At 40.8% G+C, this 15,760-nt stretch carries 15 protein-coding genes; all 15 read left to right on the top strand.

The genetic code is table 11. The features are described from left to right. The first annotated feature begins 41 nt into the window (after nt 1-41). The 15 genes from DIU38_RS18995 (at nt 42) to DIU38_RS18930 (ending at nt 15,739) form a co-directional block, all read left to right on the top strand. Nucleotides 42-545 (top strand): NADH-quinone oxidoreductase subunit J family protein, encoded by a 504-nt coding sequence (locus DIU38_RS18995; protein ID WP_090533903.1) that lies wholly within the window; start codon nt 42-44, stop codon nt 543-545. Beyond that, nucleotides 545-874 (top strand): NADH-quinone oxidoreductase subunit NuoK, encoded by a 330-nt coding sequence (gene nuoK / locus DIU38_RS18990; protein ID WP_090533902.1) that lies wholly within the window; start codon nt 545-547, stop codon nt 872-874. Before DIU38_RS18995 ends, nuoK begins: the two co-directional genes overlap by 1 nt. A 143-nt stretch (nt 875-1,017) precedes the next feature. Next, nucleotides 1,018-2,931, top strand: a complete 1,914-nt coding sequence (nuoL, locus tag DIU38_RS18985; protein ID WP_112654852.1) for an NADH-quinone oxidoreductase subunit L — start codon at nt 1,018-1,020, stop codon at nt 2,929-2,931. A gap of 25 nt (nt 2,932-2,956) precedes the next feature. Beyond that, the gene (locus DIU38_RS18980) at nt 2,957-4,432 is read left to right on the top strand and encodes a complex I subunit 4 family protein (RefSeq protein ID WP_112654851.1); all 1,476 of its coding nucleotides are present in this window, start codon (nt 2,957-2,959) and stop codon (nt 4,430-4,432) included. A 22-nt stretch (nt 4,433-4,454) separates the two neighbouring features. After that, on the top strand, nt 4,455-5,837 hold the full coding sequence (locus DIU38_RS18975) for an NADH-quinone oxidoreductase subunit N (RefSeq protein WP_091175804.1): 1,383 nt from the start codon (nt 4,455-4,457) through the stop codon (nt 5,835-5,837). 55 nt (nt 5,838-5,892) lie between these two features. Beyond that, nucleotides 5,893-6,537, top strand: a complete 645-nt coding sequence (locus tag DIU38_RS18970; protein ID WP_112654850.1) for a DedA family protein — start codon at nt 5,893-5,895, stop codon at nt 6,535-6,537. Between the two features lie 33 nt (nt 6,538-6,570). Next, nucleotides 6,571-7,119 (top strand): inorganic diphosphatase, encoded by a 549-nt coding sequence (locus tag DIU38_RS18965; protein WP_091175807.1) that lies wholly within the window; start codon nt 6,571-6,573, stop codon nt 7,117-7,119. Nucleotides 7,120-7,123: 4 nt separating this feature from the next. Further along, nucleotides 7,124-8,464, top strand: a complete 1,341-nt coding sequence (locus tag DIU38_RS18960; RefSeq protein ID WP_112654849.1) for a hemolysin family protein — start codon at nt 7,124-7,126, stop codon at nt 8,462-8,464. 14 nt (nt 8,465-8,478) lie between these two features. Continuing rightward, a complete protein-coding gene (locus DIU38_RS18955; protein ID WP_317132406.1) occupies nt 8,479-9,033 on the top strand; it encodes an RsmE family RNA methyltransferase in 555 nt (184 codons plus the stop codon). Nucleotides 9,034-9,035: 2 nt separating this feature from the next. Then, a complete protein-coding gene (locus DIU38_RS34725; protein WP_317132405.1) occupies nt 9,036-9,188 on the top strand; it encodes a 16S rRNA (uracil(1498)-N(3))-methyltransferase in 153 nt (50 codons plus the stop codon). Then, on the top strand, nt 9,185-9,847 hold the full coding sequence (locus DIU38_RS18950; protein WP_112654847.1) for a DUF4159 domain-containing protein: 663 nt from the start codon (nt 9,185-9,187) through the stop codon (nt 9,845-9,847). The genes DIU38_RS34725 and DIU38_RS18950 overlap by 4 nt, the downstream gene beginning before the upstream one ends. Before the next feature lie 235 nt (nt 9,848-10,082). Continuing rightward, nucleotides 10,083-10,583: a biotin/lipoyl-containing protein gene (locus DIU38_RS18945; RefSeq protein ID WP_112654846.1), complete on the top strand. Its 501-nt coding sequence runs from the start codon at nt 10,083-10,085 to the stop codon at nt 10,581-10,583. A gap of 152 nt (nt 10,584-10,735) precedes the next feature. Then, nucleotides 10,736-13,804, top strand: coding sequence for a SusC/RagA family TonB-linked outer membrane protein (locus tag DIU38_RS18940; protein ID WP_244311223.1), 3,069 nt, complete (start codon nt 10,736-10,738; stop codon nt 13,802-13,804). Between the two features lie 18 nt (nt 13,805-13,822). Then, nucleotides 13,823-15,187, top strand: a complete 1,365-nt coding sequence (locus DIU38_RS18935) for a RagB/SusD family nutrient uptake outer membrane protein (protein ID WP_112654845.1) — start codon at nt 13,823-13,825, stop codon at nt 15,185-15,187. Between the two features lie 141 nt (nt 15,188-15,328). Further along, nucleotides 15,329-15,739, top strand: coding sequence for a nuclear transport factor 2 family protein (locus DIU38_RS18930; RefSeq protein ID WP_112654844.1), 411 nt, complete (start codon nt 15,329-15,331; stop codon nt 15,737-15,739). Nucleotides 15,740-15,760: the final 21 nt, after the last annotated feature.

Below are 15,760 nucleotides of genomic sequence, written 5' to 3'. Positions count from 1 at the left end.
TGCCCTGCCTAAAAGGGTAAAGGTATTTTGTAAATAAAAACATGAGTACATTTTACTTCATCGCATTTTTGTCCATATTCTTTTCGATATTGGTAATCTCGGCCAAAAATCCGGTACATAGTATCCTTTATCTAATCCTTACTTTTTTTACTTTCACCATTCACTACATTTTGCTTAACGCTCAATTTTTGGCGATAGTAAACTTCATCGTGTACATGGGCGCTATATTGGTATTGTTCCTGTATACGCTGATGCTCATCAACCTTAACAAGGAGTCGGAACCTGTAAAGCCTTTCATGGTTAAAATAGCTGGTGTTTTTGGCGGCGGCATCTTGGCTGTAGCTGTTGCATCTTCACTTAAACTGATGGGCGCATCTAACCCGGTATTGTTACAAAACCCTGATCTGGGCCTTGTAAAAAACTTGGGTAAAGTATTGTTCAACGAATTTTTATTGCCATTTGAAGTATCATCTGTATTGCTTTTATCAGCTATGGTAGGCGCGGTATTATTGGCTACTAAAGAAAAAGAACCTAAAGCAGCATAATGGAAAGTTTAACAAATACTATGCACGCCGTGCCGCTTAATCATTATATATTGTTAAGCACAATCATTTTTGCTATAGGCGTAATGGGCGTATTGATCCGCCGTAATGCCATCGTGATCTTCATGTCGGTTGAGTTGATGCTTAATTCGGTTAACCTTTTGCTTACCGCGTTTTCGGTATACAGGGGTGATGCAACCGGGCAGGTATTCGTGTTTTTTATCATGGCGCTGGCCGCTGCTGAAGTTGCAGTAGGTTTGGCTATTATCGTGATGATCTATCGTAATACAAACTCAATTGATATCAACGTACTGAACAGGTTGAAGTGGTAACAGTTATTTCGGATTTCGGAGTTTCAATTTCGGAATTGTAATAGCTGATTAGTAATAAAACAAACGTTGTTGCCTCTTTCCCGCAATAGCGATTAGATAATTAAAAACGTATAACGTAACGCGTAAAACGTACAACATCGAACATGGATAAATATATCTGGCTTATTCCAATACTACCGTTAGCCGGTTTTGTTATAAACGGACTTGGCCGTAATTCATTATCAAAAAGTGTAATTGGCTTTATTGGCAGTTTGCTTGTACTGGTATCATTTGGTTTAAGCATTGCAGCTTTTTTCCAGGTAAAATCAACCGGAGTTCCTATTAATGTCAACTACTTTACCTGGTTTGCGGTTGGGGCATTAAAATTTCCTTTCGCATTCCTTATAGATCAGTTAAGCGCTATCATGCTGCTGATCATTACAGGTGTTGGCTTCCTGATCCACCTGTATTCTATTGGCTACATGCATGACGACGAAGGTTTCGGGAAATTTTTCGCTTATCTCAACCTGTTCGTTTTTTTCATGCTGCTGCTGGTTTTAGGTTCAAACTACCTCATCATGTTTATTGGATGGGAGGGTGTAGGCTTGTGCTCATACCTGCTGATCGGTTTCTGGTTTACCAACCCTGATTATGCAGATGCAGCGAAGAAAGCGTTTGTAATGAACCGTATCGGTGACCTTGGTTTCTTATTAGGCATCTTCACCATTATTTATGTTTTCGGTAGCATCCAGTTTGCAGAGATCTTCCCGAAAGCAGCTGTTATGAAATCAGGCGCTGGTCCACTGTTTATCATTACCATTTTACTATTCATTGGTGCCTGCGGTAAATCTGCGCAGTTGCCGTTGTTTACCTGGTTGCCAGATGCGATGGCTGGCCCTACTCCGGTTTCGGCTTTGATCCACGCTGCTACCATGGTTACAGCCGGTATCTATATGATTGCCCGTTCAAACATATTCTACACTTTATCTCCGGATACAATGGAGATTATTGCTTATGTAGGTTTGGCAACGGCGCTTATCGCGGCTCTTATCGCATTAACTCAAACTGATATTAAAAAAGTATTGGCTTATTCAACTGTATCACAATTAGGGTATATGTTTTTAGGTTTGGGTGTTGGTGCTTATACAGGTGCTTTCTTCCACGTGTTAACACACGCTTTCTTTAAAGCTTTATTATTCCTTGGCGCAGGGTCAGTGATCCATGCTATGAGTGGTGAGCAGGATATGCGTAAAATGGGCGGCTTGAAAGGCAAGATCAAAACTACTTTCACCACCATGATGATTGGTACTGTAGCTATTGCCGGTATCCCGCCATTGGCTGGTTTCTTTTCGAAAGATGAGATCCTGGCACATGCTTTCGCACATAGCCCTATATTTTGGGCTGTAGGTGTATTAACCGCTATGTTAACCTCATTCTATATGTTCAGGATGATGTACCTTACATTTTACGGAAAATTCCGTGGTACTCATGAGCAGGAGCATCATTTGCATGAGTCGCCTCCAACAATGACTATTCCGCTTATTGTATTAGCTATTCTTTCAATTTTAGGAGGCTTTATAGGTGTGCCGGAAGTATTACACGGACATCATGAACTGGCACATTTCCTTGAGCCTGTTTTCCATAAATCAAACGAAATTTTGGGCGAGCATCATTTGTCCGAATCACTTGAATACGCGTTAATGGGCACTTCGGTAGCATTGGCTTTAGCTGCTATGGCTTATGCCTATATGAAATATGCTAAAAATGGCAGTGTACCTGTTGCTGATACTGAAGAGCGTCCGGCGTTGACCAGCTTATCATACCACAAGTTTTACCTTGATGAACTTTATGACCTGATTGTTCGCAAACCACTCGACTGGCTTTCAACCTTCTTCTATAACATCATAGAGCGTTTAGGTATCGATGGTTTGGTGAACGGGATTGGCAGAGGAATGATTGAAACCAGTAAAGGCCTGCGCCTGCTGCAAACCGGTAACGTAGGGTTCTACATATTTGTAATGGTACTGGGAATTATCGCGGTATTAGTGTATAGCGTATTTGGATTAACTAAAATATAAACGATAAGCGTTTAGCAACATAAAAATGACCGTTAGTATATTACTTTTTTTGCCAATAGTTGCCGCTGTTATAACTGCCCTGCTAAAAAACGGGATAGCTAAACATGCTGCATTATTTTTCTCTGTTGCCCAACTGGTAATAGCGCTTATATTTTTAAGCAAGTTTGTTCCGGATGCATCAACCCAGTTTGTAATTGATGTGCCATGGATCAGCAGTTTTGGAATTTACTTCAGTGCCGGTATCGACGGGATCAGTATGATCCTGGTTTTGTTGACCACTGTGCTTGTACCATTAATTATTTTAACAACCTATCAGCATCAATACAAAAACGAAGGTGCTTTTTATGGCCTCATTTTATTTATGCAGGCTGGTATGCTGGTTGTATTTACCGCCCTCGACGGATTTTTGTTTTACGTTGGATGGGAAGCGGCATTGATCCCGATCTACTTCATTTGCGCCCTTTGGGGGGGGGGAAACCGCATCCGTATTACCATTAAATTTTTCATCTACACCTTTGCCGGTTCGTTGTTCATGCTGGTAGGCATTATCTACCTGTACCTCCAATCTCCCGACAAAACTTTCGACATCCATAATTTCTATAAAATGACTTTGGATGTTAAACATCAGAGCTGGATCTTCTGGGCGTTTTTTCTGGCCTTTGCCATCAAGATGCCTTTGTTCCCTTTCCATACCTGGCAGCCTGATACTTATACCGAAGCTCCATCTGGGGGTACCATGATGTTATCAGGTATCATGCTTAAAATGGGTATTTACGGTGCTATCCGCTGGATGATCCCTAATGCCCCGCTTGGCTTTTATCATTTCCAGGCGTTGGCCATGATCCTTGGGGTTATAGGTGTAGTTTATGCTTCTATTATCGCCTTTAAACAAAAAGACGGAAAACGCCTGGTAGCTTATTCATCAATAGCACACGTTGGCTTGATTGCTGCGGGTATTTTTGCCTGGAATATTGCCGGTGTTCAGGGCGCCATGATTCAGATGCTTAACCACGGTATTAACGTTGTTGGTATGTTCTTTATCTGGGACATCATCAGCCGCAGGCTGAACACCCGTGAGATAGATCAGCTTGGCGGTATCGCGAAGGTAGCCCCTAAATTTGCAATAGGTTTCCTGATCATATTATTAGGTACAGTGGGATTACCACTTACTAATGGTTTTATTGGCGAGTTCCTGTTGCTGAAAGGTGTATTTGATTTTAGCGTACTGCACTATGTAAACCTGGTACTGGCTGCCGTTGCGGGCCTTACCATCATTTTTGGTGCGGTTTACATGTTACGCCTTTATAAAAACGTAATGCAGGGCGAAACCAACCCGCTTACAGCGACTTTTGCTGATGTTAGCGGTACTGAAAAGTTAACGTTGTGTATCATTTGTGCCCTGGTTATTGTATTGGGCATTTATCCTCAGCCTATTCTGCATATCTCTGAAGCTGCGGTAACGCAACTGGTAAATCAGATAGGTTCAAAGTTTACAATGTAGGTTTAAGATTTTAAAGAAAAGAATGAATACTATAATCATCATATCTGTTTTACCTATAGTGCTGCTGTATTTAGGGCTATATAAAGCGCAAAAGGCTTTGCTGCCCGTTACTGTTATAGGATTGCTGGCTGCCTTGGGTTTTGCAATTTGCCAATGGACTTCAAAAGATACAGCCGAACCGCTCTATACCGGCATGCTGTTGTTCAACAATTTTTCAGTTGTATTTTCAAGTGTTACCATTATATCTACCATACTGATCCTGTTACTGTCAAAAGGATACTTTGAACGCATCAGCAGGCATACCGCCGAATATTATGCCATCATTCTGTTTTCGCTGACAGGTATAATTGTAATGGTATCTTTCAATAATTTGGTTATGCTGTTTATCGGCATCGAAATCATGTCGGTGAGCTTATACATCCTGGCGGGTATTAAAAAGAGCGATTTCGCTTCAAATGAAGCAGCTTTGAAATACTTTTTGATGGGTGCTTTTTCAACCGGTTTCCTGCTGTTTGGTATGGCGCTGTTGTACGGATCGTCGGGTTCATTCAATATCGATACTATCAGGGAGTATGTAATTAACCATCCACATATCGACCCTATGTTTTATACAGGCATAGCCCTGATCATTGTAGGTTTATGTTTTAAAGTAGGTGCAGCCCCCTTTCATTTCTGGACACCGGATGTATACGAAGGTGCGCCTACGCTGATCACGGCTTTCATGTCTACAGTAGTTAAAACAGCGGGGTTCGCAGCCTTCCTGCGTTTGTTCTCTGCCTGTTTCCAGCCATTGTCTGACTTCTGGACACCAATAATACTTGTAATTACTATTATTACCTTATTTATAGGCAATATCACCGCGCTGTATCAGCAAAGCTTTAAGAGGATGCTTGCATTTTCAAGTATCTCTCACGCCGGCTACCTGTTATTTGCAATCGTGTCATTAGGCGCTGCCTCAGGTAATTCGGTATTTGTATATGCGACAGCATACTCGATAGCTTCAATCATTGCGTTTGGCGGTTTAATATTAGTACAGCAACAAGGTGGAAGTGATAACTTTGAAAGCTTTAATGGTTTGGGTAAGAAGAACCCGTTCCTTGCCTTTGTATTAACTGTAGCCATGCTTTCATTGGCGGGGATTCCGCTTACTGCAGGCTTCATCGGTAAATTCTTCATGTTTTCGGGAGCGGTAAGCCGTTATCATATCGGTTTAGTTATTATAGCTGTGATTAACGCTATCATTAGTATCTTTTACTATTTCAGGGTCATCATCGCCATGTACTTCCGTACCGACGAACGCGCAGAGCTTACTGTGCCGGTTTATTATAAAGTAGTATTCGCACTTTCAGCTCTCGCCACAATCCTTATTGGTGTTTATCCCGATCTTATAGCCCGTTTCATATAATCGGTATTGATAACTGCAAATTGATATAATATTTGTAGTTTTACAGATATAGTGAATGGAAAGTTTCTGGGAATACCTTCAAAATTTAACTGACGCACAATCCATAATAAGCAGGGGTGGTTTTTATCTCTTGCTTATTGTTGTTTTTGCTGAAACCGGTTTATTCTTTGGTTTCTTTCTGCCCGGCGATTACCTGCTGTTTATGGCCGGTTTATTGTGTGCCGCTGGTAAAGTTGATGTTTCTATAACTACGCTGGTATTGTCATTGATAGGCGCCGGAGTATTAGGCAATTTTACGGGGTATTGGTTTGGTTACCGAACGGGGCCGGTATTATTCAATAAAAACGACTCACTATTTTTTAAGCGGCGCTACGTAGTACTGGCCAGTGAGTTTTACAACAAACATGGAGGGATGGCGCTTATTTTAGGGAGATTTTTCCCTATTGTTAGAACATTTGCTCCTATATTTGCAGGTGTTGTTAAGGTTGATATTAAAAGATTTTCGGTTTATAACCTTATTGGCAGCGTGGCCTGGGTATGTGTATTTACGCTGGGCGGTTTTTTTTTAGGGCGAAGGTTTCCTCAACTGCAGGATTATCTGCAATACATTGTACTGGGATTAATTGTAATTACAACAATTCCGCTTGTTGTTGCTTATGTTAAAAAGAAACTTCGTGAAAAAAACGAAAAAATAGATTAGTTAATAATTTTATTTACTATATAATAAAGATAAATGAGTACTCTGCATCCATGGCACCAGGTTTCACCAGGTGATAATATCCCTGAAATAGTAAACGCTATTATTGAAATCCCAAAAGGATCAAAAGCGAAATATGAAATTGATAAAGAATCAGGCTTGTTGAAGCTTGATCGTGTATTATTTTCATCTGTAATGTACCCGGCCAACTACGGCTTTATCCCTCAAACCTATTGCGATGATAAAGATCCTTTGGATATCCTTGTACTTTGCTCAATTGATGTGTTCCCAATGTCTATCATCGAAGCTAAGGTTGTAGGTGTAATGCATATGGTTGATAATGGTGAGCAGGATGATAAGATCATTGCAGTGGCTAAAAATGACATGTCGGTAAATTATATTAACGACTTAAACGAATTGCCTCCACATGCCATGACCGAAATTGTTCGCTTTTTTAAAGACTACAAAAAATTGGAAGGCAAAAACGTAACCATCGAACATTTGTTAGGTGTACGTTATGCCCATAAAGTGATAACCGAGAGTTTGGAGCTGTACAAGTCTACGTTCCCTGTGTATCAATCATAAATAAATGGACCCCGCACATTACGAGATTAGTTTATTTTACATTTTCGCTACCATGTTTTTGGTTTTACTCAATGGCTTTTTTGTAGCCGCGGAGTTTGCCATGGTAAGGGTTCGGGGTTCGCAAATTGAAATTAGGGCCAAAGGCGGCAGTGGCATAGCCAAAGTTGCCCGGGGCATATTGCATAATTTAGATGGTTACCTGGCTGCCACACAGCTGGGTATTACCATTGCGTCGCTGGCGCTCGGTGTTGTGGGTGAGGAGGTTGCTACTAACATCGTTATCCGCGCTTTCCTGAGCGTGGGCATAACCCTTTCTCCCGGTTATATCACGGCCAGTCATATCTTGGCTTTTAGCTTTATTACCATCATGCACATTGTTTTTGGTGAGCTTGCGCCTAAATCGTTAGCTATCCAAAAATCGGTACGTACAGTGATGGCTGTTTCATTGCCACTCAGGTTCTTCTTTGTAGTTTTCAGGCCATTTATATGGGTACTTAATAATTTCGCAAATTTCATTCTGAAATTATTGGGTATAAGCACCGTTGAAGGCAGTGAAACCCATCATAGTTCGGAAGAACTGCAATACTTGTTGGAGCAAGGTAAAGAGACCGGCGCACTTGACTCAAATGAGCACGAACTGATCCAGAACGTGTTTGATTTTAACGAGCGTGTGGTAAAAAACATCATGGTACCGCGTACCAAAATCTCGGGAGTCGATATCGCTTCAACCAAAGAAGAGTTGCTGGATATGATCATCAACGAAGGTTATTCGCGGATGCCGGTTTATGACGATGTGATAGATAAGATCATCGGTATTGTACACGCCAAAGATATTTTGCCACTACTGGCCCGTAATGAAGAGATCGTACTGAAAGATATTATCCGCAAACCGTATTTCATCCCCGAAACCAAAAAGATCAACGATCTGATGGCCGAATTGCAGCAAAAACGTATCCAGATAGCTATTGTACTTGACGAGTTTGGCGGCACGGCCGGCATGGTTACGCTGGAGGATATTGTAGAAGAATTGGTAGGCGAGATCCAGGATGAGTATGATGAGGAAAAGCCAATTGTTGAAAAGGTAAATGAGCGTGAGTTTATAGTTAATGCGCTTGCATCTATTTACGATGTGAACGAACATTTACCGCATGATTTACCTGAAGATGGCGACTTTGATACCGTATCGGGCTGGCTTGGTGATATCTTCGGAAAGATCCCCGATGTGGGTGAGCAGAAAGAATCGAACGGGTACAATATCACTGTACTGAAAAAATCCGACCAGAATATTGAATCAGTTAAACTCGAATTACTGATAAATGAAGAAGATGCAGTAGATTTACATTAATCTGCCCATTCATAATGCAACTTTTTTATACACCTGATATTGACGCCTCGAATCCACAATACTTCCTGAGCGAAGAAGAAAGCAAACATGCTATACGTGTGCTGCGCCTTGAAGCAGGCAACGAGGTACAATTGATTGACGGCAGGGGCAGTTTATACACAGCCCTGATCCATGACGCGCACCCCAAGCGTACCATTCTTAAAATTACATCCGTATCTACCGAATTTGAAAAACGCAACCATTACCTGCACCTCGCGGTAGCTCCGACCAAAAATATCGAACGCCTGGAGTGGTTTTTAGAGAAAGCTACAGAAATAGGTATTGATGAGGTGTCATTAATTATCACCCAGCGATCGGAACGTAAGGAAGCCAAGACAGAGCGTTTAAATAAAATTATTACGGCGGCTATCAAGCAATCCCTTAAAGCCTATCATCCGTTATTAAATGAGCCTTTAACGCTAAATCAACTATTCGATAAACCTTTTGAGGGGCAAAAGTTTATTGCCCATTGCGAGCCCGGAGAGAAATTTAACCTGAAAGACGAAATAACCCACAGGGCCGTTATTTAATATTGATAGGTCCCGAAGGGGATTTTACCCCTGCTGAGATAGATAAGGCTTTGCATAACGGGTTTAAACCAATATCTTTAGGTACAAGCCGCCTGCGTACGGAAACGGCCGCGCTGGAGGCTTGTTTTGAGGTTAATTTTTTAAACAGGGTATGAAAAAGATCAGGTTAGCATTAATTGTTGTGTTTGCGGCTATAGCAATGAGCAGCTTTAATGCCCCTGCCTATAAAATTGCCCGCCTCAAATACAGCGGTGGCGGCGACTGGTATGGCGACCGCACAGCGCTGCCTAACCTCATCAAATTTTGTAATGAAAACCTCAAAACCAATTTTGATGATGACGATGAGGTGGTTGAAGTAGGCAGTGCTTCTTTATTTAATTATCCTTTCACTTTTATGACAGGGCATGGTAACGTAATCTTTTCCGATCAGGAAGCCCGTAACCTCCGTAAATACCTGACCGGGGGGGGCTTTTTGCATATTGATGATAACTATGGTTTGGATCAATACATCCGCCCGCAAATGAAAAAGGTATTTCCCGAGCTTGATTTTGTGGAGTTGCCGGTTAATCACCCCATTTACCACCAAAAATATGACTTTCCCAATGGCTTGCCTAAAATTCATGAGCATGACGGCAAACGTGCCCAGGGCTTTGGTTTGATATATAAGGGCAGGCTGGTTTGTTTTTACACCTATGAGTGCGATTTAGGCAATGGTTGGGAGGATTATGGTACTTATGCCGGCGATACCCAGGAAGCCCGCCAAAAGGCCCTCAAAATGGGCGCGAATTTAATTCAGTATATTTTTACTCAATAGGAGCTGCTCTTATCCGCAGCTTTCAATTCTTTTAACGCTATCGGAGATGGAATTTACTCGTTGCTGTATTGCAAGTGAAATTATACAGGGTTTATTAAAGGTTTTATGTAAAGCAATTGAATAATATTAATATTAAGCTATAAGCTTTTTGAATTTTACTTTCAGCTTTTATATAATATGTTTAGCTTTATATCAATCCCCTAATATAAACCGCTTATCCTCAAATCCAAATCCTATGTATAAATTGAGTATTAATGAACGCTACAGTATTGAAGCTGAAAGAACCGTTGCGGCAGGCTTACTTATTAACGGGGTTAAAAGTGAAGCCGATATTAAACAGTTAAGGCCGGGAATCTATCATGTTATTGAAAACAACCGCTCATACAACGTCGAGATAGTTAATTTTAACGGTGACGAAAAAATTGCTGAAATAAAGGTTAATAATCATATTTATCATATCACCGCTAAAGATCAGTTTGATATATTACTTGATAAGCTTGGATTTAGTGATTTAAACAGTGCCAGGATTAGTGAAATAAAAGCCCCCATGCCGGGTTTGGTTTTAAAAGTATTTGTAAATAAAGGAGATACCATAAAAAAAGGTGATAATCTTTTTGTGCTTGAAGCCATGAAAATGGAAAATATTATCAAATCGCCGGCCGATGTTGTGGTAGAAAAAATATTAATAAAATCAGGGGATAAAGTTGAAAAAGGGCAGATCTTAATGTCGTTTTAACTGAGTGTTATAGCTTAAATATGCGATAATAACATTTTTGCAATGAACTGAACGTAATTTTAAGGCTTTTGTTGTTTCTGCACATTTTTTTTACGAACTTACTTTCTTAATTAACAATATTAACTTTTATGAAGAAACATCTACTAACAGTCATGTTACTGTTTTCTTGTATGGCTATGGTTTTTGCTCAAAACCGGGTTATTACAGGTAAAGTAACCGACCAGAAAGACGGCTCGCCCTTACCGGGAGTAAGCGTAACCGTAAAAGGCCTAACAGGGGTGGGCACCCAAACCGACATTAATGGCAGTTACAAATTAAGTGTACCTGCTACCGCCAAAGTTTTGGCTTTTAACTTTTTGGGATATAAACTTGCCGAACAATCAATTAATGGTAGCATTGTTGATGTTCAGTTAACAAGTGATTCGAAACAGCTGACGGAAGTTGTAGTAGTGGGTTATGGTACGCAGAAGAAGGCCAATATTACAGGTTCAATATCTTCAGTATCTGCAAAGGAAATTGAAGGCACCCCAACCACTTCTATTGAGCAGGCTATACAGGGTAAAACAGCTGGTGTATATATTCAGTCAGGAAATGGTAAACTTGGGCAAGGGATCCAGGTTAGGGTACGCGGCTCATCTTCAATATCTGCCGGTTCGGAGCCATTATATATTTTGGATGGTATGCCAATTACCACTGATAACTTATCAAGCACCGATGCGCCAACCAATCCGCTGGCGGACATTAACTTCAATGATATCGAATCTGTACAGATTTTAAAAGATGCATCGGCAGCTGCAATTTACGGTGCTAGGGCTTCTAATGGTGTAGTTGTAATTACTACCAAAAAAGGCAAGGCAGGTACTCCTAAAGTTAATTTTTCAGCATCATATGGTAAAAGTACACCGTCAAGGCACCGCGAGTTCCTGAACGCCAAACAATTTGTACAGATAATGGAACGTGCGGGTGAGGGTGCAGCCAAGCAGGACTTTGCTGCCGGGGCTTACGATACACTCGACGACGCACTTGCCGATTATAAATCATATGTTGAAGATAATTTTACCTCCCTTTCGGCTGGTACTGATGATTGGAAAACAGGCAAGATCAATACAAACTGGGAAAGGGCTGCATATCAAAGTGCTCCACAACAGCAATATGATTTAAACATATCTGGAGGTAACGACAAAACTACCTATTATATGGGGGGGCAATATCTTGATCAAACGGGTATATTGATTGGTAACAGCTTTAAAAGGTACTCGGGGCGTTTAAATTTGGATAGCAAGGTAGATAAAAACTTGAGTATCGGTATGAACCTAAGTTTTGCTAATACCATTAATAACAGGGTTTCAAACGATAATGCTTTCAGTACACCTTTGCAATCAGTGGCTTTATCGCCAATAACACCATTAATTGACCCTCGCAGCGGTTTAATAAGCGGTACCCCTCCGGGCGAATCAGAAGATTTTCCATTGTATTATAACCCGCTGATCAGCAAGAACAATGCGTTTTATCAGGCGACAGTTTACCGCACTATCGGTAATGTATATGCCAATTGGGAAATTGTAAAAGGCCTAACCTTCCGGTCGGAATTTGGTATTGATCAATTAAACCAGGCTGAAGATAGCTACTATGGAAGTGCTACTTTCCGTAATACAGGTACTAATAATGGTTTTGGTCAAAATACAACCACACAAGTATTGAACTATAATACCAATAACTATTTTAGTTATAAAACTATTTTTGGTCAGGATCATTCACTGGATTTAACGTTGGGAACAACCTATCAAAAATCCCGTACTGTTGGTAACGATGTACAGGGGCAGGAGTTTGCCTCTGATGCTTATAAAAAACTAACCGCGGCAGCAGTAATTGTTTCAGGTGCATCGTATGATAGCCCGTACAGCTTTTTAGCCTATTTCTTCAGGGCCAATTATGCCTATAAAGGAAAATACCTGTTTTCGGGAAGTATCCGTAGAGATGGATCGTCAAGGTTTGGTGTGAACAATCGGTATGGATTTTATCCATCAGGCTCGGTAGGCTGGATACTAACAGAAGAGGACTTTTTGAAAAACAATAATCTGCTAAGTAATTTAAAAGTTAGGGCAAGTTATGGTTTAACGGGTAACGCCAATATTGGAAATTTTTCGTCATTGGGTTTATTTTCCGCAGCAAATTATAATGGTGTAGGCGGTCAGCGCTTTTCACAAATAGTTAATCCAAACTTAAAGTGGGAAACAACCGCAGCACTTGATTTAGCTGTTGATTTTGGTTTCTTTAACAACAGGTTATCGGGTAGTTTTGATTATTATAAGAAAAACACCCGCGATCTGCTATTAAACGTGAACCTTCCTGGCACGTTAGGCATTTCAAGGCAATTGCAAAATCTTGGTAAACTATCTAATAAAGGGTTTGAGTTGGAGTTATCATCAGATAATTTTGTGGGTAAGTTCAAATGGTCAACAAGTTTGAATGCTTCATACCAAAAAAATTTAATTACCGATATAAAAGGCCAGGTTATAACTGATAATAATATCAATTATGTAATGGCCGGTCAGCCGATAGGTGTATTCTACATGCCCGAATATGCAGGAGTAGATCCTGCCAATGGAGATGCTTTATATTACAAAAACGCAAAGGGAACCGACGGAAAGCTGGATCGTACTAAAACAAACGATCCTACCCAGGCACAAAATGTTGTAGTAGGCTCGCCAACACCTAAATACTACGGAGGTATTACAAATACATTTGGTTATAATGGAATTGAATTGGCGGTAACCTTCCAGGGTGCATTTGGCTACAAAGTGTATAACAATGGAGGCCAATATATGAGCACAAGTGCAGGCAATGGCTTCGATAACCAAACTATCGACCAGTTAAAATACTGGAATAAGCCCGGTGACATAACCGATATACCTGAGCCTCGTTTATTTTATGGAAATGGCATCAGTACTTCAAGCAGGTACCTTTCAGGAGCCAGCTACGTTCGTTGTAAAACAGTAACGTTAGGTTATACATTGCCAAAAGCTGTAGTTAGCAAATTGAGGCTGCAAAAAATAAGGGTATATGCTAGCGCCTATAACCTGTTTTTAATTACCAAGTACAAAGGATGGGATCCTGAAGTAAATTCAGACGAGTTGCCAAGTAATGTTGATCTGAGTAATGACTTTTACTCGGCCCCGCAGCCCCGTACTATAATATTTGGTATTAATATAGGCTTATAATATTAAAAAATTACAAAAATGAAAAAGATAAAGTTTATATATATATCGGCAACAGCATTGGCACTTTTCTTAAGTGCATGTAATAAACAACTTAATATAAAGCCGGTTGAATCTGTTGATCAAAACCAGGCTATTAAAACAGCCAAAGATGTTCAGGGCGTTTTGGTAGGCACTTATAACCGGTTGGGGCAGGTTGACCTTTATGGCGGGCGTATATTTATGGAGCCCGATTTGTTAGCTGCACAGGCTGAAATTACCTGGACTGGCACTTATACAGGTTTAACGCAAATTACTGTACAGGCTATAACGAGAGATAATAGTTTTGTTGAAAACACATGGTTGGATGCCTACCAGGTAATAAATCAGGCCAATACTGTGCTTGCCAATTTAGATAAAGCTGATAACGCGGATGATAAAGCAAGATGGGAGGGGGAAGCTAAATTTATAAGGGGTTTGATGTATTTTGACTTAGCCCGCTTGTTTGGAAAGCCATGGAATGATGGCGATCCGTCAACTAACTTAGCAGCCGCTATCGTATCAAGTCCAACTACTTCTGCTGATAGCGAAGGGGCTAAAGTTGGCCGGTCTACAGTAAAGCAGGTTTATGATCAGGCGATCAGCGATTTGACGGCTGCCAAAAGCAAGCTGCCGGAGGATAATGATTTCTATGCCAATAAATATTCCGCCTCGGCAATCCTTGCAAGGCTTTATCTGCAAAAAGGCGATTATACCAATGCCTTAAAGGAGGCCAATACTGTTATTACATCCGGCGCGTTTTCTCTTGTGCCTGATTACACCAAGGAGTTTTTACTGTCAAGCAAACCATCGCATCAGGAAAATACTACTGAAGATATCTTTGCTATACAGGTTACTCAACAGCAAGGTATAAATAGCTTGAATGAATTTTATGCCTCATCTGCAAACGGAGGGCGCGGAGATATTAAAATAACAGATGATTTTTTGGCAGAATTTGAAGCCAACGACGTAAGAGGCCAGTTTTATACTGTTACATCGGTTAACAGAACTAAAAAGTTCGATAATCAATATGGAAACGTACATGTCGTGCGCCTTGCAGAGATGTATCTTATCCGTGCCGAAGCTAACCTCCGTGGTGGAACATCCACAGGTGCAACGCCGGCAAGTGACGTTAACACCATCAGGGAGAGGGCAGGCCTTGACCCTTTAGTAACTGTAAATCTTGCTACAATATTAGCAGAACGCAGGCATGAGTTATGTTTTGAAGGAGGGTTTTTTCTGCATGATGCGAAAAGGCTTAAACAAAGTGCAGGCGGGCTTCCTTACAATTCACCAAAACTGGTGTTCCCTATCCCTCAGCGCGAAATTTTGGCTAATCCAAAGTTAGTTCAAAATGAAGGTTATTAATTGTTAATAGATATTTATTAAATAAAATCCCGGATAACGCATTGTTTTCCGGGATTTTTTGATTGTAGATTTGTATTAAGTAGTAAAACGTAAAATGTTAAAATATGATTAGATTGTTGTAGATGCAATAAGCTAAACCCAATGAAACCTAAATTAAAAATAAAAATAAACCATGAACAAATCCTTGCCGCCCTGAATGCTCATTGGCAAGCCTCGGCAGCCGGGGATATCAACGCGGAGCATGACATTTACGATGATGATGTGATCTATGATTATCCCCAGTCGGGCGAACGAATTTTTGGACGAAGTAATTTACAGGCCTTGCGCGGACATCATCCGGGTAAGCCATCGGGTTTCCGTGTCAGGAGGATTCTAGGAAAAGGCGATACCTGGGTCACGGAATATACTATTGACTATCAGGAGCAGCAGGCTTACACGGTAAGCATTATGGAGTTTCGTGAGAATAAGGTAATACATGAAACACAGTATTTCGCAGATCCCTTCGAAGCCCCGGCCTGGCGAAGCCAATGGGTTGAGCCGATCGATGGATAGATACAACTTAAAACAAATAAG

It is taken from the genome of Mucilaginibacter metallidurans, from assembly GCF_003286435.2.
In the GTDB taxonomy this organism is placed as follows: domain Bacteria; phylum Bacteroidota; class Bacteroidia; order Sphingobacteriales; family Sphingobacteriaceae; genus Mucilaginibacter; species Mucilaginibacter gossypii.
The sequence above is the reverse complement of the archived record's forward strand: the minus strand, read 5'-3'. Positions and strand labels throughout refer to the sequence as shown.

Excerpts from the sequence above, each read along its gene's own strand:
- DIU38_RS18995 (WP_090533903.1), top strand. The coding sequence starts at position 42 with ATGAGTACATTTTACTTCATCGCATTTTTGTCCATATTCTTTTCGATA.
- nuoK (WP_090533902.1), top strand. The coding sequence starts at position 545 with ATGGAAAGTTTAACAAATACTATGCACGCCGTGCCGCTTAATCATTAT.
- nuoL (WP_112654852.1), top strand. The coding sequence starts at position 1,018 with ATGGATAAATATATCTGGCTTATTCCAATACTACCGTTAGCCGGTTTT.
- DIU38_RS18980 (WP_112654851.1), top strand. The coding sequence starts at position 2,957 with ATGACCGTTAGTATATTACTTTTTTTGCCAATAGTTGCCGCTGTTATA.
- DIU38_RS18975 (WP_091175804.1), top strand. The coding sequence starts at position 4,455 with ATGAATACTATAATCATCATATCTGTTTTACCTATAGTGCTGCTGTAT.
- DIU38_RS18970 (WP_112654850.1), top strand. The coding sequence starts at position 5,893 with ATGGAAAGTTTCTGGGAATACCTTCAAAATTTAACTGACGCACAATCC.
- DIU38_RS18965 (WP_091175807.1), top strand. The coding sequence starts at position 6,571 with ATGAGTACTCTGCATCCATGGCACCAGGTTTCACCAGGTGATAATATC.
- DIU38_RS18960 (WP_112654849.1), top strand. The coding sequence starts at position 7,124 with ATGGACCCCGCACATTACGAGATTAGTTTATTTTACATTTTCGCTACC.
- DIU38_RS18955 (WP_317132406.1), top strand. The coding sequence starts at position 8,479 with ATGCAACTTTTTTATACACCTGATATTGACGCCTCGAATCCACAATAC.
- DIU38_RS18950 (WP_112654847.1), top strand. The coding sequence starts at position 9,185 with ATGAAAAAGATCAGGTTAGCATTAATTGTTGTGTTTGCGGCTATAGCA.
- DIU38_RS18945 (WP_112654846.1), top strand. The coding sequence starts at position 10,083 with ATGTATAAATTGAGTATTAATGAACGCTACAGTATTGAAGCTGAAAGA.
- DIU38_RS18940 (WP_244311223.1), top strand. The coding sequence starts at position 10,736 with ATGTTACTGTTTTCTTGTATGGCTATGGTTTTTGCTCAAAACCGGGTT.
- DIU38_RS18935 (WP_112654845.1), top strand. The coding sequence starts at position 13,823 with ATGAAAAAGATAAAGTTTATATATATATCGGCAACAGCATTGGCACTT.
- DIU38_RS18930 (WP_112654844.1), top strand. The coding sequence starts at position 15,329 with ATGAAACCTAAATTAAAAATAAAAATAAACCATGAACAAATCCTTGCC.